18 protein-coding genes, 2 tRNA genes and 1 rRNA gene are annotated in these 20,710 nt (G+C 72.5%); 14 read left to right on the top strand and 7 right to left on the bottom strand.

Translation table 11 applies throughout. The features are described 5' to 3' along the window. On the bottom strand, positions 1 to 1,192 hold a 1,192-nt coding region (locus tag ABD52_RS27495; RefSeq protein ID WP_235437572.1), incomplete at its 3' end, for a GNAT family N-acetyltransferase. A gap of 98 nt (positions 1,193 to 1,290) precedes the next feature. On the opposite strand from ABD52_RS27495, the gene ABD52_RS27490 reads away from it, so the two are divergent. Further along, positions 1,291 to 1,830: a hypothetical protein gene (locus ABD52_RS27490; RefSeq protein WP_013288045.1), complete on the top strand. Its 540-nt coding sequence runs from the start codon at positions 1,291 to 1,293 to the stop codon at positions 1,828 to 1,830. 54 nt (positions 1,831 to 1,884) lie between these two features. Here ABD52_RS27490 and ABD52_RS27485 read toward each other — a convergent pair whose 3' ends face one another. Continuing rightward, complete coding sequence (locus ABD52_RS27485; protein WP_013288044.1) at positions 1,885 to 2,364, bottom strand: hypothetical protein; 480 nt, start codon at positions 2,362 to 2,364, stop codon at positions 1,885 to 1,887. Between the two features lie 394 nt (positions 2,365 to 2,758). Here ABD52_RS27485 and ABD52_RS27475 point away from each other — a divergent pair, with 394 nt between their 5' ends. Next, complete coding sequence (locus ABD52_RS27475; protein ID WP_047893687.1) at positions 2,759 to 4,639, top strand: propionyl-CoA synthetase; 1,881 nt, start codon at positions 2,759 to 2,761, stop codon at positions 4,637 to 4,639. A gap of 77 nt (positions 4,640 to 4,716) precedes the next feature. Here ABD52_RS27475 and ABD52_RS27470 read toward each other — a convergent pair whose 3' ends face one another. Both ABD52_RS27470 and ABD52_RS27465 read right to left on the bottom strand, forming a co-directional pair. Then, entirely contained in the window at positions 4,717 to 6,837 is a 2,121-nt protein-coding gene (locus ABD52_RS27470; protein ID WP_047893686.1) for a M14 family zinc carboxypeptidase, read from the bottom strand. Between the two features lie 77 nt (positions 6,838 to 6,914). After that, positions 6,915 to 9,851 carry an Hsp70 family protein gene (locus ABD52_RS27465; RefSeq protein WP_047893685.1) on the bottom strand — a complete coding sequence of 979 codons (2,937 nt, stop codon included), beginning with the start codon at positions 9,849 to 9,851 and terminating at the stop codon, positions 6,915 to 6,917. Between the two features lie 130 nt (positions 9,852 to 9,981). Here ABD52_RS27465 and ABD52_RS27460 point away from each other — a divergent pair, with 130 nt between their 5' ends. From ABD52_RS27460 to ABD52_RS27445, 4 genes are all read left to right on the top strand, one after another. Next, positions 9,982 to 10,629 (top strand): MOSC domain-containing protein, encoded by a 648-nt coding sequence (locus ABD52_RS27460; RefSeq protein WP_047893684.1) that lies wholly within the window; start codon positions 9,982 to 9,984, stop codon positions 10,627 to 10,629. Between the two features lie 94 nt (positions 10,630 to 10,723). Beyond that, on the top strand, positions 10,724 to 11,194 hold the full coding sequence (locus tag ABD52_RS27455) for a questin oxidase family protein (RefSeq protein WP_053065496.1): 471 nt from the start codon (positions 10,724 to 10,726) through the stop codon (positions 11,192 to 11,194). Positions 11,195 to 11,209: 15 nt separating this feature from the next. Further along, positions 11,210 to 11,635, top strand: coding sequence for a nucleoside deaminase (locus ABD52_RS27450; protein ID WP_013475485.1), 426 nt, complete (start codon positions 11,210 to 11,212; stop codon positions 11,633 to 11,635). Between the two features lie 205 nt (positions 11,636 to 11,840). Then, on the top strand, positions 11,841 to 12,353 hold the full coding sequence (locus tag ABD52_RS27445; protein WP_145752731.1) for an O-acetyl-ADP-ribose deacetylase: 513 nt from the start codon (positions 11,841 to 11,843) through the stop codon (positions 12,351 to 12,353). Between the two features lie 121 nt (positions 12,354 to 12,474). On the opposite strand, the gene ABD52_RS27440 is transcribed toward ABD52_RS27445, so the two are convergent. Beyond that, positions 12,475 to 12,548: transfer RNA gene (locus ABD52_RS27440), tRNA-Gly, on the bottom strand. Between the two features lie 282 nt (positions 12,549 to 12,830). Between ABD52_RS27440 and ABD52_RS27435 the strand changes: the two genes are divergently transcribed. The 5 genes from ABD52_RS27435 (at position 12,831) to clpX (ending at position 17,414) form a co-directional block, all read left to right on the top strand. Then, positions 12,831 to 12,904: transfer RNA gene (locus ABD52_RS27435), tRNA-Pro, on the top strand. A 149-nt stretch (positions 12,905 to 13,053) separates the two neighbouring features. Next, on the top strand, positions 13,054 to 14,400 hold the full coding sequence (gene tig, locus ABD52_RS27430) for a trigger factor (RefSeq protein WP_013288036.1): 1,347 nt from the start codon (positions 13,054 to 13,056) through the stop codon (positions 14,398 to 14,400). A 175-nt stretch (positions 14,401 to 14,575) separates the two neighbouring features. After that, positions 14,576 to 15,217, top strand: a complete 642-nt coding sequence (locus tag ABD52_RS27425; RefSeq protein WP_013288035.1) for an ATP-dependent Clp protease proteolytic subunit — start codon at positions 14,576 to 14,578, stop codon at positions 15,215 to 15,217. A 14-nt stretch (positions 15,218 to 15,231) separates the two neighbouring features. Beyond that, complete coding sequence (locus ABD52_RS27420; protein WP_013288034.1) at positions 15,232 to 15,894, top strand: ATP-dependent Clp protease proteolytic subunit; 663 nt, start codon at positions 15,232 to 15,234, stop codon at positions 15,892 to 15,894. 227 nt (positions 15,895 to 16,121) lie between these two features. Further along, a complete protein-coding gene (gene clpX / locus ABD52_RS27415; protein ID WP_013288033.1) occupies positions 16,122 to 17,414 on the top strand; it encodes an ATP-dependent Clp protease ATP-binding subunit ClpX in 1,293 nt (430 codons plus the stop codon). 26 nt (positions 17,415 to 17,440) lie between these two features. On the opposite strand, the gene ABD52_RS27410 is transcribed toward clpX, so the two are convergent. After that, positions 17,441 to 18,064: a helix-turn-helix domain-containing protein gene (locus ABD52_RS27410; RefSeq protein ID WP_047893689.1), complete on the bottom strand. Its 624-nt coding sequence runs from the start codon at positions 18,062 to 18,064 to the stop codon at positions 17,441 to 17,443. 41 nt (positions 18,065 to 18,105) lie between these two features. On the opposite strand from ABD52_RS27410, the gene ABD52_RS27405 reads away from it, so the two are divergent. Both ABD52_RS27405 and ABD52_RS27400 read left to right on the top strand, forming a co-directional pair. Next, entirely contained in the window at positions 18,106 to 18,939 is an 834-nt protein-coding gene (locus ABD52_RS27405; protein WP_047893683.1) for an EamA family transporter, read from the top strand. Between the two features lie 39 nt (positions 18,940 to 18,978). Next, positions 18,979 to 19,776 carry a carbon-nitrogen hydrolase family protein gene (locus ABD52_RS27400; RefSeq protein WP_047893682.1) on the top strand — a complete coding sequence of 266 codons (798 nt, stop codon included), beginning with the start codon at positions 18,979 to 18,981 and terminating at the stop codon, positions 19,774 to 19,776. 6 nt (positions 19,777 to 19,782) lie between these two features. Here the strand turns inward: ABD52_RS27400 and ABD52_RS27395 are convergent, their stop codons facing one another. After that, positions 19,783 to 20,004, bottom strand: coding sequence for a hypothetical protein (locus ABD52_RS27395; RefSeq protein ID WP_013288029.1), 222 nt, complete (start codon positions 20,002 to 20,004; stop codon positions 19,783 to 19,785). A 638-nt stretch (positions 20,005 to 20,642) separates the two neighbouring features. Between ABD52_RS27395 and ABD52_RS27390 the strand changes: the two genes are divergently transcribed. After that, positions 20,643 to 20,710 (top strand): 16S ribosomal RNA (locus ABD52_RS27390); the annotation flags it as partial.

Genomic DNA, 20,710 nt, shown 5'->3' with positions numbered 1-20,710 from the left:
GGTGCCAGGTGAAGGCGGGGGTGAGCGCGGTCAGCGTGTGCGGGATCAGCTCCCGGACGCGGCCGGCGGCGGCCAGCGCGTACGGGTTCGCGCCGCCGAGGTACAGCTCGCCGAGAGCGCGTACGTCACACGCCAGCCCGGCCGGGGCGGTGGTGGGCGTGCACTGCGCGCCGTCGCGTCCGCCGACCAGCCGCCAGCGGCCGGTGTTCTCCTTCAGCAGCTCGTCGGTGACCTCGATCACCACGTCGACGTCGGTGGCGTAGCGCCGGGCGGCGAGCGCGGCCGGCACGTCCACCACCCGTACCCAGAGCGCGTCGGCGAGCTGCGGGGAGAGCTGGCGGGGCTCGTCCACCAGCCGCAGCAACGGCTCGTCCAGGGCCGCGATCGGGAACGACAGCCGGCGGGTCAGGTCGACCGAGAGCAGCAGCCGCCACAGCGCCGTGTACGCCTCGGGCGTCGCCGCCACCACCTCGCCGACCTGCACCTCGGCCTGCGGCCCGGTGGCCGACGAGCTGTCCTTCGTCCGGTAGAGCGCGTACCCGTCGAGGCCCTCGGCGCCCTCGTGCAGCAGCACCCGGCGCTCGGTGGCGCCGTCCCGGTGCGCCTTGAGGTCCGCCAGCACGTACGACCACCAGCGCTCGTCGCGCCGGGACCAGCCGGGACGCTCGGCGCGGACCCGCTCGTACAGCCGGGCCAGCTCGTCCCGGTGCGCGTCCGGACGGTCCAGTCGCAGCCTCCCCTCGGCGGGCGCCGGTGCGGGCAGCCGCAGGCCGGTGGTGTCCACCGACAGCACGTAGCGCGGGGCCGCGGACCCGTAGCCGAAGCGGGGGTAGATGCGGCCCTCGCTGGCCCAGAGCACCGCGATCGGCTCGCGGCCGGCGTCGCGGACGTCCCGCAGCTGGCGCCGCATCAGCGTGGTGAGCAGGCCGCGCCGCCGGTGCGTCGGCGCGACAGCGACCATCGTCACGTGCGCGGCCGGCAGGTCCGCGCCGGGCACCGCGAGGTCGCGGCTGAACGCGGCGGCGTGCGCCACCGCCGTGCCGCCGTCGCGGACCAGAAGCGACCGGTCCGGCTCGAAGATCGGGCGTTCGAGCGCCTGCACCTCGGGGTCGAGATCGCCGTGGAAGGCCAGCGCCAGCAGCGCCGCGATGTCGTCGAAGTCCTCGGCCCGGGATACCACCACGTCAGTCACGGCACGTGTGTATCGCACCGCGATGGGGGTCGGCACCCTATTTGCGGGCTGGCTACCCTCGGAACCGAGGCCGGAATCGGTCGAGGGGGAGGACGAAGATGGCGGACCAGACACAGCCGTGGGCCGAGCGCACCGTGGAGGTGCCGCCCCAGCCGGGGGTGGTGCCCCCGCAGCGGGACGCGTTCCAGCGCGGGGTGGCGGCGGTCGGTCAGCCGCGCCCGTCGCGTACGCCCCGTACCGAGCAGTTCCCCACCGTCGAGCACGGCGACTGGGCGGCGGAGCCGGCGCCCCGCCGGCCGATGAGCTGGCACCTGGCCCAGGCGCGCAAGGGCGGGGAGCTGAGCGCCGCCGGTGCGCTGTTCGCGTTCGTGTGCTGGGGCATCTGGGCGATCTCCGGCCGGGGCAACCTGGTCGCCCCGCTGCTGACGTTCGTGCTCAGCCTGCTCACCGCGGTCGGCCTGTTCGCGCTGGCCCGGCTGCTCGGCCGGCTGATCCTGGAGCGGCAGTTCGGCCGGGTGCGCCGCAGCGCCCGGGGCGCCCACCTGGTCACCGCGTTGTTCCTGGTCGGCGTCGGTGTGGCGTATCTCCAGCAGACCGAGTGGGTGGTCTCCGCCTGGAACTGGGTGACCGGCAACTGAGCCGACAGGTCGTCCGTCCGGTACGCGCCGGACGGACGACCCGGGGCGTCGGTGTCAGAAGGTGGTCGGCGCGCCGGCCGTCTGGCAGGCGGCGTTGATGTCCTTGCTGGCCTTCTCCATGGCGGGGTTGTCGGCGGCGGTGCCCGGGTCGGCGGCCGCGCCCGCCTTGCCGGCCTCCGCGCCGAACTCCTTCAGGGCGGTGGCCGCCTTGCCGTCGCCGGCGGTCGCGGCGAGCTCGGTCACCCGGTCACCGAGTTCGGTCAGGATCGCGCCGGTCTTCTTCGTCAGGTCGCCGCCCGCCTGCACGACGGTCATGAGCTTCGCCCGCATGTCCTTGTTGATCTTCTCTGCGGCGGTGCAGAGTTCCTTGTCGCTCATCGCGGCCGCCGACGGCGAGGGGGCCGCCGAGGAGGGTGCGGCGGAGGCCGAGGTGGCTGCCGGCCCGGCCGTGGTCGAGGGCTTCTCGTCGCCGCACGCGGCGAGGCCCAGCACGGCACAGGTCAGGAGGATCGGGAAGATCCGGTTCGTTTTCACGTCTGGGCACGCTAGTCGATGCCCGTCATTGATCAAACTCGGTTTGCCCGGGTCGGCCCCGGGATGCGCGGGCGGGCGGCATTCGCGCCGCCCGCCCGCGTGCCCGGCCGCGGTACGCCGCGACACCGGTCGTCGCTCCACCAGGACCGTGCTGCCTTACCCCGCCCCGCGGGCTTCATCCGTCGCCCGTTGGGCTGAGCCGTCACCGCTGCTCGTCGGCCTTCGGCGACGCGACCCGGGCCGCCGGGTCCTCGACGCCCGGGCCGCCGGAACGACAGGCGACGGGTACCGCCCAGCGCCGTGAGCGGCCGTTCAGCGAGCCGGGGTGTGCTTCCGGCGCACCGGACCCGTCCGGCCGTCGTGCCGGCGTGGCGCCGCGGAGCAGCATGACGGCATGGGCGCGTATCGATCAGCGTACGAGCGGAGCATCGCCGACCCGGCCGGCTTCTGGCGGGACGCGGCGGCCGACATCGACTGGGTCATCCCGCCGGAGCGCATCCTCGACGACTCGGCGGCGCCGCTGTACCGCTGGTTCCCCGACGGGGTGCTGAACACCTGCCACAACGCGCTGGACCGGCACGTCGCCGCCGGGCGTGGCGACCAGCCCGCGCTGATCCACGACAGCCCGGTGACCGGAGCGGTCCGCACGCTCACGTACGCCGAACTGCTCGCCGAGACCGCCCGGTTCGCCGGGGCGCTGCGCCGTCTCGGCGTCGGCCGGGGCGACCGGGTGCTGCTCTACCTGGCGATGGTCCCGGAGGCGGCGATCGCCATGCTGGCCTGCGCCCGGATCGGCGCGGTGCACTCGGTGGTCTTCGGCGGCTTCGCCGCGCACGAGCTGGCCGTCCGGATCGACGACGCGCGGCCGAAGGTGGTGGTGGCGACCTCCTGCGGCATCGAGGCCGACCGGGTGGTGCCGTACCACCCGATCCTCGCCGCCGCGCTCGACGAGGCCGCGCACGCGCCGGAGCGCTGCGTGGTGGTGCAGCGCCCGCAGGAGCCGGCCCCGCTGGTGCCCGGCCGCGACCTGACCTGGGCCGAGGTGATGGCGGACGCGGAACCGGCGCCGTGCGAGCCGGTGGCCGCCACCGACCCGCTCTACGTCCTCTACACCTCCGGCACCACGGGCCGGCCCAAGGGCGTGGTGCGGGACAACGGCGGGCACGCGGTGGCGCTGCGGTGGTCGATGCGCAACGTCTACGGCATCGAGCCGGGCGAGGTCTTCTGGGCCGCCTCCGACGTGGGCTGGGTGGTCGGCCACTCCTACATCGTGTACGCGCCGCTGCTCACCGGCGCGACCACCGTGCTCTACGAGGGCAAGCCGGTCGGCACCCCCGACGCCGGGGCGTTCTGGCGGGTCGCCGCCGAGCACCGGGTGGCCGCCCTGTTCACCGCGCCCACCGCGATCCGGGCGATCCGCCGGCAGGACCCGGACGGCAGCCACATCTCCCGGTACGACCTGAGTGCGCTGCGTACCCTCTTCCTCGCCGGTGAGCGGCTGGACCCGGACACCTGGGCCTGGGCGGGGGAGCGGCTCGGCGTACCGGTGGTCGATAACTGGTGGCAGACGGAGACCGGCTGGCCGGTGGCGGCCAACCCGCGCGGCCTGGAGCCGCTGCCGATCAAGCCGGGGTCGCCGTCGGTGCCGGTGCCCGGCTACGACGTGCGCGTGGTCGACGGTGCGGGCCGGGACGTGCCGCCCGGCACGGACGGCTCGATCGTGATCCGGCTGCCGCTGCCGCCCGGCTGTCTGCCCACGCTCTGGGGTGACGACGAGCGGTTCGTCCGCTCCTACCTGTCCACGTTCCCGGGTCACTACCTGACCGGCGACGGCGGCCGGTTCGACGAGGACGGCTACCTGTACGTGATGGGCCGCACCGACGACGTCATCAACGTGGCCGGGCACCGCCTGTCCACAGGCGCGATGGAGGAGGTCCTGGCGACGCACCCGGCGGTGGCCGAGTGCGCGGTGATCGGCGTGGCCGACGCGCTCAAGGGGCAGGTGCCCAGCGGGTACGTGGTGCTCAAGGCCGGCGCCGACGTGGACCCGGACGCGCTCGCCGCCGAGCTGGTCGCGCTGGTCCGGCAGCGGATCGGCCCGGTGGCCGCGTTCCGCCGGGTGACAGTGGTCCCGGCGCTGCCGAAGACCCGCTCCGGGAAGATCCTGCGCCGCACCATGCGGGGCCTGGTGGAGGGGCGCGACGAGCCGGTCCCGGCGACCATCGACGACCCGGGCGCGCTCGCCGTGTTCCGCGACCTCGGCACCGCGGACTGAGCCAGGCAGGGCCGACCCGCCCCGGACGAGCTGAAGCGGTCCCCGGCCGGACTCCACCGGCCGGGGACCGCTTGCGGTCAGCGCCGGACCGGGTTGTCGGCGGCGTAGTCGCGGGCGACGCGGACCAGTTCCACCAGGCCGCCGGCGTACTCCTGCGCCTCGGCGTGCGCCTCGTCGAACGGCGGCTGGAAGCCGACGCCGTCCCACTGACCGGTGGTCTCGTTCCACCTGTCGTTCCCGACCTCGAAGTCCCAGGCGAAGATGCCCAGCTCGTAGTAGAGCTGGTCGGCCGAGTTGCCGGCCGCCGAGTAGAGCACGTCGGCGACCGGGCCGGTCTGCGACGGCCAGGTGACGGTGCCGCGCTCGGCCGCGATCGCGCCCACGATGCGCCGGGCGCTGCCCAGGAACAGCGTCGACTCGTCGATCGACGGGCGCGGCAGCGTCACCCGCCCGTCGGCCTTGTACGCCCCGGGCGGCCACATGAAGTAGCCGCCGTACGAGTGCACGTTCATCGCGAACTTGATGTTCGGGTGGGCCTTGGCCAGGTCGATCACGTTGCGGCTCTCCGGCTCGGACAGCTCCGCCGTGCCCGCGTAGTTGCCGGACAGGCAGTTGGCGCTCGCGCCCACGTACCCGTCGAACAGGGATCCGACCGTGTAGTTGCGGTTGACGTCGACGCCCCACATGGTGCGGTTCTTCGGGTCACGGGAGGCGCCGGTGCAGTGGTTGACCAGGTTCTTGCGCTGGAAGTTGTAGTCGTGGAACGAGTAGTTCGCGCCGTCCGGGTTCACAGTCGGGATGACGAACACGTCCACCTGCTCCAGCAGCTTGCGGGTCGCCGCGTCGGTACGCGCGTTCGCCAGCAGCCGCTCGGCGAACTCCAGCGTGACGAGCGGGGTCGCCCACTCGCGGGCGTGCTCCTGCGAGTACGCCAGCACGCCGATCCGGGAGCCGTCGCGGTGCTTGCCGATGCGCAGCGCCTGCACCGTCCACGGCCGGGACGGCACCTCGGTGCCCTGCAAGCCGTCGTCGAGGCGTACCGGCCCGGCCACCGGCATCGGCAGCCCCGCCGAGCCGTCCTCCACAGTGGCCCGGAAGCGGGCGCCCCGCGGGGCGTTGATCAGGGCGGCGACGTCGTCGGTGGTGCTCGTGACCTTGCCCGCGCCGTCGGTGGCCAGCGAGATGGTCAGCACCCGGTCCCGGTAGCGCATGTTCAGCGGCCGGTTCGGCCGGCCCGGGTCGACGGTGCGTACCTGCACGCCGTTCATGCCCTGGTCGCCGAAGCGGACCGACTCCACCACCACGGCGGCGGCCGCCGGGTCGCCCAGGTAGGCGGCGGCGGTCCGGCGGTATCCCTGGGTCTTGTTCGGCAGGTCGATGACGTCCACCAGGTCGCGGTACTGGCGGCCGAGCCGGGCGATGCGCGCCTTGATGTCGACGGGCGTCAGGTAGGCGTCGATGAAGTCCTTCTGATAGCCGGCCGGCTGCGGCGGCGGGGTCGCGTTCGGCCAGAGCGACGGCGTCACCGGCCGGCTCGTGCCGCCCAGCGTGGAGGTGGCAGTGAGCTGCACCGGACGGCTCGGCACGGGCTGCGGCAGCGCGTAGTGGTACTGGTACTCGCCCGAGTCCTCGAAGCGGTACAGCGGGAACGAGCCGGTGGCACCGTCGGCCGTCCGCCAGCTCACAGTGATCTCCACGTCCGGGTCGTCGGTGGCGGTGGTGGCGACCTGGGCCTGGAGGAACGTCCGGCCGCCGGTGGTCCACCAGTACGCCTGGAGGAACTGGAGCGTGTCGACAGCGGCGGCGCCGCTCGTACGCAGCCCGGCGCGGGTGCGCTCCTGCGCGGCGCGGCGGCTCTCGGCCAGGTGCCGGGCCCCGTCGTCGGCGCGCTGCACCACCTGCACGGCGGTGGCCCCCTGCCGGGTGAGGTCGGCGAGCTGCCGTCCGGTGAGGACCAGGTCGGCGGTCCACTCGCCGTCGCGCGAGCGGGGACGGTTGGCCAGGTCGGCGCCGCCGGCGACCAGGCGGTCGAGCTGCGCCCGGTCGGCGAGCCGCACGCGGACCAGCGCGGTCTCGGTGGGGGCGAGCGTGATCGCGGGGGAGGGCGGTGCGGCGGCGCCCGGCCCGGGATGGGCCAGCGCCGCGGCGATCAGGATGCTGGTGGTGGCGAGTGCGGTCCACCGTCGTCGGACGAACACGGGGCCTCCTGACGAACGTCGATCTCTCTGCCGTTCACACCAGCCGAGGCATCGATCGCTGTCAAGCTCACTTCCGGTCAGCCGGCGAACCGGTACAACCGGAACTCCTTCTCCGCGCCGCACACCAGCATCTCGGTGTTCCACGAGCAGGACTCGCTGCGGATCTGCTTGAGCTGCCCCATCTCGACCGGCTTGCCGTCCACCGCCGTCCCCGCGAGTACGCGGTCGTCCTCGTACGCGCTCGGCGCCTCGGAGAAGATCAGCAGGTTGCCGGCGTCCAACCGGACCGCCGTCCCGTCCCGGTCGCGCAGCACCGCCGCGCCGTCCGGCGCGAACAGCGTCACCGCGTCCGGCGAGTCCCGCCCGGCCAGCACGTGCTCACCGACCGGCACCAGCGACTCGGCGCGCGGCGCCGGCCACTGCCGGGTGCCCTCACCCTCGGTCGCCGCCACCACCCGCGTGTCGTCGGTGCCGCTGCCGGGCGTCTCCAGCAGGCACACGCGACGCTCCCCGCAGGTGACGAGATCCTTCACCCGGCCGCCCTGTTCCGGCGCCTCGTACAGCACGCTCGGCGTGCCGAGACCGCCCAGGTCGTAGGCGAGCAGCCGCAGGCCGCGCTCGTTCTCCGCCACGTACAGCCGGTCGTCGCGGGCGGCCACCGGATCGTCGAGCCCGGCGACGTTGCCCCGGTCCTTGAGGATCTTCCCGCTGCGCATGTCGACGACCCGGACCGACCGGTCCGCGCCGACCTGCACGAGCCGGTCTGCCTTCCCCGCCCACGGGGCGAGCGGCGAGCCCTCGGCGTTGCCGGGCCCGTCCAGCGCCGCGCCGGTGCCGACCGGTACCACCTTCGTGCGCGCGTCGCCGTACTCGGTGCGCGGGTTGGGCCGCTCCCACCGCTGCCGGCCGTCGTCAAGCCGCAGCCCGACCAGGCGTTCGCCGGTGCGGTCCAGCCGGACGATCGTGTCGGGCCCGAGGTACAGGGTGTCGTCGCGGCCGACGTCGGTCCGCCAGCGCTGTTTGCCGGAATCGCCGTCGAGCACCGCGAGCACGCGGGGGGAGTCGCTTCCGGTGGCGTCGCCGAGGACGAGCAGCCCGTCGGGCAGCGCCCGGATCCCCGCCCACCGCTGCGCTGTCGCGTCGGTCCGCCCCTCCCAGACCGTCTTGCCGGTGGCCGCCTCGACGGCAGTCACGTGGAGGTGGTCGTCAGGCAGCGAACGGGCCAGGTAGGCGCGTTCCCCGAGCGTCGCGGTGAACATCTGGTCCGGCCGCGTGTCACCGGCGGACACAGTCTTCACCAGCTCCGCGGTGTGGAAGTCCAGCGCCGGGTGCCGGTCCCGGAACACCCAGAGCAGCACCGACGCCGCCACGGCGACGACCACGAGGCCGGCGCCGAGCGCGATCCACCGGCCGCGCCGTGGCCGGCCGCCGCCCGGCCGGACACCGCCCGGCGCGGGGGAGAAGGGCGCTCCGGGTACGCCGGGCTGCCAGCCGCCGGGCGGGGGAGCGGACGGTCCGGGTACGCCGTAGCCCGCGGCCGGGTGCGGCGGAACCGGACCGTGGGCGGCCGGCATGCCGTCGTACCTCGTGGGCTGTGGCGGAACCGGGCCCGGCGTGCCGTCGTACCTCGTGGCGGCCGTCTGCGGGACGGGGCCGTCGGCGACCAGCGTGCCGTGCGGTCCGGCGGACGCGGCGTCCGGACCGCCGAGCGGCGCGGTCGGGTTCGGCCTCGTCGCACCGGCCGGGACCGTGGCGGCGCTGGCCGTGCCGGCGTCGGTCCCGCCCGCGGGCGGCGCGGGCCGTGTCGATTCGGGCTGGGCCGGCGCGGGTGGTGCCGGCGCGGCCTGGACCGGCACGCCGGGACGGCCGGACCGCCGGGGCAGCGGCAGGTCGGTGAGCGCGCCCTCGGCGACAGGCATCTCCGGCTGCTCCAGCACCGTCGGCGCGATGCCCAGCTCGGCGTGCAGCAGCCGGGCCACCAGCGGCACCCGGGTCGACCCGCCGACCAGGAACAGACCGGAGAGCTGCTCCGGACGCAGCCCGGCGGCGGCGGTCACCTCGCGGGTCTCCGTCACGGCCCGGGCCAGCAGCGGCGCGGCCAGGCGTTCGAAGTCCTCCCGGGACAGCGGCACCGCCGCCTCCACCCCCGGTACGGCGACCGGCGCGACCATGGCCCGGGACAGCATCTCCTTCGCGCCGCGCACGTTGTCCCACAGCTGCTGGCGGTCCCGCCGCTCCGCGGTGGTCGCCGGGTCGGTCAGCCGGGCCCACTCGCCCGGATGGGCCGGGCCGACCAGCTCGCCGAGCCGCCCGAGCAGGGCCGCGTCCAGGTCGAGACCGCCGAGGTCGGGGATCCCGCCGGTGGCGACCAGCTGGAAGCCGGAGTCTCCCCACGGATCGGCGCCCTCGTTGCGCAGCACCGCCACGTCGAGCGTGCCGCCGCCGAAGTCGAACACCGCCACCGCACCGCCCACCGGCACCGGCCGGCGCAGCACCTGCGTGAAGTAGCGCGCCGCGGCCACCGGCTCACGCAGCAGGCGGGTGCCGGGCGCGATCGGCCCGGCCAGCGTGTGCTCGGCCGCCGCCGGCCAGCCGGCGAGTTCCAGCGCGTCGTGCAGCACCTGACGGCGGGCCGGCGTCCAGGCCGCCGGGTGGGTGACCACCGCCGGGGGCAGCATCCCGACCGCCGCCACCGCCGCGTCCGCAACCGCGCGCAGCGTCGCGGCCAGCAGCTCCGCCGGCCGGTACGCCCGCCCGCCCAGCTCCACCGTCTCCTCGTCGACCCGGCGCTTCGGGTTCGGCTCGTAGCCGGCCGGGTCGGCCTGGGCCAGGCGCTGCGCGTCCCGCCCGACGTGCAGGTGACCGTCCGCGTCGGCGTACACGCCGGACGGCAGGATCGGGTGGCCGTCGACGAGCACCGGCCGGGTCCGCCCGTCCGGCCAGCGCAGCACCGCCACCGTGTTCGAGGTGCCGAGGTCCACGCCGAGGGCGAAACCGTCCTGCTGGCCTGCCATCCGCGGCTACCTCCACCACCCGACGAGGATGTCCGGCCCGCATCGTACGCAGGCCGCGCCGCCTCGCCGCGCACCCGGCCCGGGGGAATGGACTGGCCGGTCCGGCGCCCGGCCGCATACCGTCGCCGTCATGAGGGTGATCTCCGTCAACGTGGGCCGACCGCAACCGAACCCGTGGAAGGGGATCGGCGCCACCGGCATCGACAAGCGGCCCGTGGACGGCCGGGTCGCCGTCACCGCGCCCGGCCCCAAGGGCAACGGCGACGTCGGGCTCGCCGGTGACCGGGTCTACGACGTGGCCCACCACGGCGGCACCGACCAGGCGGTCTACGCGTACGCCCGGGAGGACCTGGACCACTGGGAGGCCGAGCTGGGCCGTCCGCTCGCCGACGGCAGCTTCGGCGAGAACCTGACCACCACCGGGCTGGACGTCAACGGCACGCTGATCGGCGAGCGGTGGCGGATCGGGCCGGACCTGGTGCTGGAGGTCTCCTGCCCGCGCATCCCCTGCGGCACGTTCCAGGGGTGGCTGGGCGAACGCGGCTGGATCAAGCGGTTCACCGAGGAGGTACGGCCCGGGGCGTACCTGCGGGTGGTCACGCCGGGCAGCGTCGGCGCCGGAGACCCGGTCGAGGTCGTGCACCGGCCCGACCACGACGTGACCGTGGCGCTGGTGTTCCGGGCCACGACGCTGGAGACGGAGCTGCTGCCCCGGCTGCTGGTCGCCGACGCGCTCCCCGAGGAGGACATGGCGCGGATCCGCCGCCGCTTGACCTGAACCACACTTCAGGTCGGACGCTTCCCGGTGTGCTGAACTCCGTACTCGACGAGGCGTACGAGCGCGTACGCCACACCGGTCCCGAGCGCGACGGGTGGCTGTCCAACCACGTGCCGGTGACTGGCTCGACCTCTTCGACCGCGAGCTGGCCGGTGAGCCGTGGCGCGACGTGCCTGCCCGGCTCGCCGCTGTCGTCGACGCCGCCGTGGTCCGGCACGGCACACACGGGTACGCCGGTCCGGTGATGCTCGTGCACGCAGCCACCGCGCCGAACGCCGTCCTGCGTACGCTGCCGGCCCTGCCGCCGGCGCTGTGGCGGCCGAGCCTGGCCGCCGCCTGGGCGGCGACCGCCGCCGTCACCGCCGCCTACGCCCCGGCCGGGGCCCGTGCCCTCCCGCCGGCCGCCGGGCCGGAACTCGACGAGGTCATGGCGCGGGCGCTGGACACCGGGGACGCGCACGCGATCAAATTCATCGACACCCTGAGCGACGCGTACGCCCGCAGCGGCGACCCGGCCCTGCTCGCCGTGGCCGCCCGAGCCGTCGAGCAGATCGCCGCAGACTGAACACGTGGAGGGCTGATGACACCCGACGACGAGGCGTTCCTGCGCCGCGCCGTGGAACTCGCCGACCGGGCCGGCGCGTCCGGCGAGCGGCCGTTCGCGTCGCTGCTCGTCGGCGCGGACGGCACCGTCCTGATCGAGGACCACAACACTGTGGTCTCCGACAAGGACGTCACCGCCCACCCGGAGCTGAAGCTGGCCCGCTGGGCCGCCCGGCAGCTCGCCCCCGAGGCGGCCGTCGCGACCACCATGTACACCAGTTGCCAGCCCTGCCCGATGTGCACAGTGGCGATCAACGCATCAGGCCTGGGCCGGGTCGTGTACGCGCTGTCCACCGAGCAGTTCGAGCAGGTCAAGCCTGCGACGCCCGCGCCGCGCCCGGTGCGGTACGACGGGCCGGCGCTGTTCGACGAGGCACGCCGGCCGATCGAGGACCACTACTAGGCACCCGGGCGACGGTGGACGCGCCACGGCGGAGCACCGGGTCGAGCGGTGCGGTGGGCCTCCGGCGTCGCTACATTCTCCGGCCCGGACCTTGAAACCTCGCGAGCCGGACCGGCATCTGCGCGACGCCGTCGTGGGGTTCCTCGGTCGATGAGAGCGGCGGGGTCATCTGCCGGCCGAGGTGCTCTGGTGGCATCATCGATCCGTGCCTGTGATCGAAGTTGTCCTCGGTGACATCACCCAAGAGGACGTCGATGCCGTCGTCACCGCGGCGAATGAGTCGCTGTTGGGTGGCGGCGGTGTGGACGGGGCGATTCATCGTGCAGCCGGACCGCGGCTGGCCCAGGCGGGTGCTGCCCTGGCACCGTGCGATCCGGGCGACGCGGTCGCCACGCCGGCGTTCGATCTTGACCCACCGGTACGCCATGTCATTCACACCGTCGGCCCGGTGTGGGAAGGCGGCGGCTACGGTGAGGCCGATGTCCTGGCGTCGTGCTACCGGCGCAGCCTTGAGGTTGCCGATGAGATCGCCGCTCGCCGCGTCGCCTTCCCCGCCATCGCTACTGGTGTGTACGGGTTCCCGACCGACCAGGCAGCGAAGATCGCGATCTCGACCATCAGAGCGACACCGACGAACGTCGAGCACGTCCGCCTGGTCGCCTTCGACCAGGCCACGTACGAACTGCTGGCTTCGGCGCTCCAGGGGCCCGGCCGTTGAGTTCGTGAGGCGGATCCTCGCAGGCGGCCGGAGCAGCTGATGGCCGCGGCTGGCCCGAGCGGGGGAGTCGCCGACCGGCCCAGGCTCGGGGGATGCGTCCTCTGACCGGGGCCGGAGGCCGTGGAGCGGGCGACGGGAATCGAACCCGCACCGTCAGTTTGGAAGACTGAAGCTCTGCCATTGAGCTACGCCCGCGAGCGCCCCACCACAGCAGGGCGCGCCGACAGCGTACCGAATCACCCCCGCCGCCGTGCAGCGCGTACCCCGCGCACGCCGCCGACCGTCAAGATCCACACAATTTCGGCGAGGTGGCGCCTTCCTGCGCCCCCGGACCCAGCCACTTCCCCGAACTGGCGCCCGACGCCACCCGACGCCACCCGACGCCACCCGGCGGCACCCGACGCCACCCGCCACACCGCGCGCCGTGCCCCGGTCACCCGCGCGAGGGGCCGGACGGCATACACTCTTCGTCGCCACCGGGGTGTGGCGCAGCTTGGTAGCGCACTCGCTTTGGGAGCGAGGGGCCGTGGGTTCAAATCCCGCCACCCCGACTGTCGTTCGCGACCGGATCGTCCCGGGAACCGCCGGTTTTTTCCGCGCGGTACCCGGGCCCTGCCGATGCCGTCGGCCGGCTCGCCTACACTCGATGCGCGCAATCACGCCCCAGACTCAACACCCAGATCCGTCAAGGAGTACGCCTGTGAAGAGCACCGTCGAGACTCTGAGCCCGACGCGCGTGCGGCTCGCCATCGAGGTGCCGTTCGTCGAGCTCGAGCCGAGCCTCAAGAAGGCGTACCGGGAGATCGGCCAGCAGGTCCAGGTTCCCGGCTTCCGCCGGGGCAAGGTCCCCAGCGCGGTGATCGACCAGCGGGTGGGCCGGGGGACCGTCCTCAACGAGGCGATCCAGGAGGCCATCCCGCAGAACATCCTCGCCGCGGTCCGGGAGCACGACCTGAAGACGCTCGGCCGTCCCGAGGTCGACATCACGGAGTTCAACGACGGCGACTCGCTCAATTTCACCGCCGAGGTGGACGTCCGGCCGGAGATCACCCTGCCGGACCCGGCCACCATCGAGGTGACCGTCGACGAGATCCAGATCGCCGACAGCGAGATCGACGAGCAGATCAACAGCCTGCGCGAGCGGTTCGCCACGCTGAAGACCGTCGAGCGGGCCGCCCAGGAGGGCGACTTCGTGCAGATCGACCTGAACGCCACTGTTGACGGCGAGGAGGTCCCGGGCGGTTCGGCGAGCAACATCTCGCACGAGGTGGGCAGCAAGCAGCTCCTGCCGGGTCTGGACGAGGCGCTGGTCGGCCTGGCCGCCGGCGACAGCACCACCTTCACCACGCAGCTCGTCGGCGGCGACTACGCCGGCCGTGACGCCGACGTGGCGGTGACCGTCCGCACGGTCAAGGAGAAGGAGCTCCCCGAGCTCAACGACGACTTCGCGCAGATGGCCAGCGAGTTCGACACCATCGACGAGCTGCGCGCCGACCTGCGGGAGCGGGTCACCCGGGGCAAGCAGGTCGAGCAGATCTACGCCGCCCGTGACAAGGCCCTGGAGCAGATGGTGGCCGCCGCCGAGGTGCCGGCGCCCGAGGGCGTCGTCAAGGAGGAGGTCGAGAGCCGCAAGGCCGCGATGGTCGACCAGCTCGAGCGCATCGGCGCCTCCCTGGAGGAATACCTCGCGGCGGAGGAGAAGACCGAGGAGCAGATCGACACCGAGCTGACCGAGGCGGCGACCGACGGCGTCAAGATCCAGCTCCTGCTGGACACCCTGGCCGACGCCGAGGACGTGCAGGTCTCCGACGACGAGTTCGGTCACGAGATCGTGCACCGGGCGCAGCGTGCCGGCATGGCCCCGCAGCAGTACTACGACCAGCTGGTCCGCTCCGGCGCCGCCGCGGCCGTCTTCGGCGACGTCCGCCGGGGCAAGGCGCTCGCCGCGGTGATGGAGAAGATCAAGATCAAGGACTCGGCGGGCAACGAGGTCTCCCTCGACGCGCTGCGGGCCCAGAACGAGGCCGAGCACGACCACCAGCACTGACCATCGGGGGTGTCGGCCGCCGTCCCGCGCTGCGCGCCGGGAGGCGGCCGAAACCCTTTCCGGGGTACGCCGTGCGGGTGACTGCGCTGAGAGCGAACAGTGCCCCGACCGGGAGTACGCCTCCCGGCTGAGCGGTTAGTGTCGGGTAGGACGGTACGGAGAGCGAAGGGCTGCCATGACCGACATGCACATCCCCAAGAAGTCGCTCCGGGTGAACGAGGCCCGCGGTGGCGACTCCATTGGCAACCTCGACGACTCGGTCTACAACCGGTTGCTCAAGGAACGGATCATCTTCCTGGGCAGTGAGGTGAACGACCAGGTGGCCAACCGCATCTGCGCGCAGCTCCTGCTGCTCGCGGCGGAGGACCCGGACCGCGACATCTTCCTCTGGATCAACTCGCCGGGTGGCTCGGTCTACTCCGGCATGGCGATCTACGACACCATGCAGTACATCGACAACGACGTCTCGACCGTGGCGATGGGCATGGCCGCCTCCATGGGCCAGCTGCTGCTCTGCGCGGGCACCAAGGGCAAGCGCTACGCCCTGCCGCACGCGCGGATCATGATGCACCAGCCCTCGGGTGGCCTCGGCGGCACCGCGTCGGACATCGCGATCCAGGCCGAGCAGATGCTCTACACCAAGCGGATGTTCCAGGAGCGGGTCGCGTTCCACACCGGCCAGTCCCAGGCACAGATCGAGGCGGACTCGGACCGTGACCGCTGGTTCACCGCCCAGGAGGCCATGGACTACGGCTTCATCGACAAGGTGATCATCGGGGCCGCGCAGGTTCCGGATGGCGCCGGGACCCTGAGCTGACCGAGGAGCTGACGATGACCGACCTGAGCCTGCCGCCCCAGTTCGCGGCCGTGCACAACCGCTACGTTCTGCCGTCGTTCGTCGAGCGCACGTCGTACGGGATGAAGGAGTCCAACCCGTACAACAAGCTCTTCGAGGACCGGATCATCTTCCTCGGCGTGCAGGTGGACGACGCGTCGGCCAACGACGTGATGGCCCAGCTGCTGACGCTGGAGGGCACCGACCCGGACCGCGACATCATCATGTACATCAACTCGCCCGGTGGCTCCTTCACCGCCATGACGGCGATCTATGACACCATGCAGTACGTCCGCCCGGACATCCAGACCGTCTGCCTCGGGCAGGCGGCGAGCGCGGCGGCGGTGCTGCTCTCCGCGGGCACGCCGGGTAAGCGGATGGCGCTGCCCAACTCCCGGATCATCATCCACCAGCCGGCCACCGAGGGCGGCTACGGCCAGGGCTCGGACATCGAGATCCAGGCGCGGGAGATCCTGCGGATGCGGACGCAGCTGGAGGACATGCTCTCCCGGCACTGCAACCGCCCGATCGAGCAGGTTCGCAAGGACATCGACCGTGACAAGATCATGACGGCCGAGGAGTCCAAGGAGTACGGGCTGGTCGACACGATCCTGACCAGCCGCAAGAAGGGTCTGCTGGCGTCGCACGCCGCGGGCTGAGCAACGTGTGGTCGGAGGTCGGTCGGGGTATCGTTCCCGGTCGACCTCTGACACACCCGTTTTGGGGGTCGGAGAAAACCCGGCCACCGGGTAACGTCGGGTCTGTACCGCTCCGCCGGTCGGATCAGGTGGAGCCGACAGCATGGTGGGACGACAGGACGGACGGGCGCTCCGGCGCTCGCAGGTCAGGGCCGGCGTTCCGGCCGACGAGTGCAGGGAGAACGTAGGTGGCACGGATCGGTGACGGCGGCGACCTACTGAAATGCTCGTTCTGCGGCAAGTCGCAGAAGCAGGTCAAGAAGCTCATCGCGGGCCCTGGTGTCTACATCTGCGACGAGTGCATCGACCTCTGCAACGAGATCATCGAAGAGGAGCTGGCCGAGTCCGGCGAGGTGAAGTGGGAAGAGCTTCCCAAGCCGATGGAGATCTGCCAGTTCCTCGACAACTACGTCGTCGGTCAGGAGCAGGCCAAGAAGGCGCTCGCCGTCGCGGTCTACAACCACTACAAGCGGATCCAGGCCGAGGCCGCAGGCGCGCCGGGCTCCGGCACGGACGGCGTCGAGCTGGCCAAGTCCAACATCCTGCTGCTCGGCCCGACGGGTTGCGGCAAGACGCACCTGGCGCAGACGCTCGCCCGGATGCTCAACGTCCCGTTCGCCATCGCCGACGCCACCGCGCTCACCGAGGCGGGCTACGTCGGTGAGGACGTCGAGAACATCCTGCTGAAGCTGATCCAGGCCGCCGACTACGACATCAAGCGCGCCGAGACGGGCATCATCTACATCGACGAGGTCGACAAGATCGCCCGCAAGTCGGAGAACCCGTCGATCACCCGTGACGTCTCCGGCGAGGGCGTGCAGCAGGCGCTGCTGAAGATGCTCGAAGGCACCGTCGCCAACGTGCCGCCGCAGGGCGGGCGCAAGCACCCGCACCAGGAGTTCATCCAGATCGACACCACGAACGTGCTGTTCATCTGCGGTGGCGCGTTCGCCGGGCTCGACCAGATCATCGAGGCCCGCACCGGCTCCGGCGGCACCGGCTTCGGCGCCCGGCTCCGGTCGGTGTCCGAGCGGTCGACCGACGACATCTTCAGCCAGGTCATGCCGGAGGACATGCTGAAGTTCGGGCTCATCCCCGAGTTCATCGGCCGGCTTCCGGTGATCACCAACGTGCGCAGCCTCGACCGCAGCGCCCTGGTGCGGATCCTGACCGAGCCGCGCAACGCGCTGGTCCGGCAGTACCAGCGCCTGTTCGAGCTGGACGGCGTCGAGCTGGAGTTCGAGCAGCCCGCGCTGGAGGCCATCGCCGACCAGGCCATGCTCCGCGGCACCGGCGCCCGCGGCCTGCGGGCGATCATGGAAGAGGTGCTCCTCTCCGTGATGTACGAGGTGCCGAGCAACCCCGACGCCGCCCGGGTGCTGATCACCCGCGAGGTCGTCCTGGAGAACGTCAACCCGACGATCGTGCCCCGCGAGTTCACCGGCCGGCGCCGGCGGGACCGCGAGGAGAAGTCGGCCTGATACCGCCGTTCGCGACCGCGCCCGGGTCAGCTCGGGCGCGGTCCGCGTGAGCGGGTCCGCCGGTCCCACTCGCCCGACGGGGTGACCACCACCATCATCAGGCGCACCGGCCCGTCACCGGCCGTGCGATAGCCGTGCTCCCGGTCGGCGTGGAACTCGACCGTCTCGCCGGCGCGTACGTCGTGGTCGACGCCGTCCACTGTGACAGTGGCGGCGCCGTCGAGCACGTGCAGGATCTCCCGGGTGCCGTGGGCGTGGTTGGGGGACCGCAACGCCTCCCCGGGTTCCATCCGCCAGTCCCACAGCTCGACCAGGTCGGGTTCGCCGAGGCCGCTGAGCAGACGCGCCAGGCCGCCGTTGGGGCCGCGCCACAGCACCGGCGCCTCGTCGGCCGCGCTGACCCGCACCGTGCTCTGTTCGGCCGGCTCCAGCAGCCGGGCGATGCTGACGCCGAACGCGTCGGCGACCCGGCAGAGCGTGCCGATGCTCGGGTTGGTGCGCGCCCCCTCGATCTGCACCAGCATGCCCTTGCTGACTCCGGACCGGCCGGCCAGTTCCTCGAACGACCAGCCGCGTGCTGCTCGCAGGTCACGTACCTGGCGGGCGACCGCTGAGGTCACCGCGCCGACCCGTCCACCGGTATCGGTCATCACACTGTCCTTCACGGTCACTATTGTGGTACGACTGCGGGATGCTCCCCATTGTCCTCGCCGCCGTGTCCGCGCTGGCCTTCGGCACGGCCGACTTCGCCGGCGGCAAGGCGTCCCGGCGCGCCGACCCGATCGCCGTGACTGTCGTGTCGCAGATCCTCAGCGTTCCGCTGCTGCTCGTCCTCGTCCTCGTGGTGCCCGGCACGCCGAGCCCGCTCGACCTGGGGTGGGGACTGCTCGCCGGCGTGGCGGGCGCGGGCGGCGTCATGCTGCTCTACCGCGCGCTCGCCACCGGCGTGATGGCTGTCGTCGCGCCCGTCACCGCGATCACCGCGGCGATCGTGCCGATCGTCGCCGGCCTGGTCCTCGCACACTCGCCGGGTGCTGTTGCGCTCGGCGGCGCCGGGCTCGCCGTGGTCGCCATCGGGCTGGTCAGCCTGGGGGAGCGCGGCGCGGCACGCCGCGTCTCCGGCCGCGTGATCGGCATGGCGCTGGCCGCCGGACTGCTCTTCGGCGTCTTCTTCGCGCTGCTCGGCCAGGCCGACGAGGCCGCCGGCATGTGGCCGGTTCTGGCAGTACGCGTCAGCTCGATCGCGTTCGGCCTCGCGCTCGCCGTCCGCACCGGCGCACGCCTGCGCCTGGGGCGACGGGTGCTCGGCTGGGCCGCGGCCGCGGGCCTGCTCGACTCCGCCGCGAACGCGCTGTTCCTCGCCGCGGCGGGCCGGGGGCACCTGAGCGTGGTGGCCGCGATCGCCTCGCTCTACCCGGCGAGTACCGTCCTGCTCGCACTGGCCGTCGACCGGGAAAGACTTCGGCCGGCACAGGTCGCGGGACTCGGCTTCGCCGCGGCGGCGCTCGTCCTGTCCAGCGTCTGAGCCCTGTCGCGCGCCTGCTTCCGCCCGTACCCTCGGGTCATGCGCGTCGCCGTCTGCCAGCTCAACGCCCGCGACGACCGGGCGGCGAACCTCGCCGCCGCCGAGGCCCTGCTGGTCAGGGCCGCGGCGGCCGGCGCGGACCTCGCCCTCCTTCCGGAGTACGTCGACTACCTCGGTCACGCCGACCGGATGCCGCCGGCCGAGCCGGTCGACGGCACTGTGGGGCGGTTCTTCGCGGAGACCGCCCGCCGGCTGGGCATCTGGGTGATCGCCGGCTCGTTCCACGAGGCGGGTCCGGACCCGGCGCACACCTGGAACACCTCCCTGGTCTTCGACCGCGAGGGCGCGCTCGCCGCCGCCTACCGGAAGATCCATCTGTACGACGTGGAGATCCCCGGCCGCGTCTCCTACCTCGAGTCGGCAACCGTCGCGCCGGGCGAGAAGCCAGTGGTGGTCGACGTCGAGGGTCTGCGGGTCGGCCTGTCCATCTGTTACGACCTGCGGTTCCCGGAGTTGTACCGGCAGCTCGCGACCGACGGCGGCGCCGAACTGCTCGTGGTGCCCGCAGCGTTCATGATGCACACCGGGCGGGACCACTGGGAGGTGCTGCTGCGGGCCCGGGCGATCGAGAACCAGTGCTTCGTGGCGGCGGCCGGACAGACAGGTGACCACGACCCGGGCCGGACCTGCTTCGGGCGCAGCATGGTGGTCGACCCGTGGGGGACCGTGCTGAGCCAGGTCGCCGACGGTCCGGGACTGGCGGTCACCGAGATCGACCTGGAGCGGCTGCGGACGATCCGCGCCGAGCTGCCCAGCCTGGCCAACCGCCGGCTCTGAGCGCGGTCAGCCTCCGAAGAGCAGGCCCAGAGCGGCGATACCGGCGATCGCCGCCGCAGTGACCAGGAGAGCGGTGGTCATCCGGGAGGGGCCGCGCCGGGCCAGGCGCCTGATCGACAGCACCAGTACGGCGAGCACGACGGCCCCGATCACCAACTGCCAGAACGGCAGCAGGAGGCCGAGCAGAGCGTCCTCGGCGACGGCCGGGACCGGGGACGGATCATCCATGCCGACCACTCTGGCACGGGACCGCTCCGGAACGCTCTCTTCGACGCCGGCATTCCGGTGGACCCGTCACGCTCGCCCAATGACGATCATTGATTTGCCTTCCGGGGCGGGTCCGCGTAACTTTCTCTCTGCACGCGGGAGGCCGGGCAAACCGGCCGAGAACGGGCGCCAGGCTGGTGGCGGTGACGCCGAGCCAGACTGAGATTCGGGCGGTGCTCGACACTCCGGGACACGGAGTTGCGAACGCGAAGCCGACCGGGTAGAGTTCGAAAGCCGGCAGGGAGCCGGGCGGGTGGTCGCGAGAGCGACGCCGGCCGGTCCGCCGAAACCCACGAGAGCAACGACCACCGGAAACGGTGAGCGTCAGCGTGGGTCTGGTCGAGCCAAGTTGATCATCTCGAACGCGAGGTTGACGACGGAAGCAAGACCGAGTAGGTTGGGGAGGTTGCCCCAAACGGGGGTTCCGCTGGTAGCGGTGCTTCTGGTTGGTGTGTGGTTGTTCTTTGAGAACTCAACAGGGTGCTTGTAAAGCCAGTGCCAATTGTTTTATACCCCGTACTGGTCAGGCCTTTTGGTTTGGCTGGTTGGGATTCCTTTGGCAACACTTTTGTTGCCAGGTTATGCTGTTCGACAAGTTTTTGTTGGAGAGTTTGATCCTGGCTCAGGACGAACGCTGGCGGCGTGCTTAACACATGCAAGTCGAGCG

Origin of the sequence: Micromonospora sp. RV43, assembly GCF_001029515.1 — a bacterium.
Taxonomy (GTDB): Bacteria; Actinomycetota; Actinomycetes; order Mycobacteriales; family Micromonosporaceae; genus Micromonospora; species Micromonospora aurantiaca.
The sequence above is the reverse complement of the archived record's forward strand: the minus strand, read 5'-3'. Positions and strand labels throughout refer to the sequence as shown.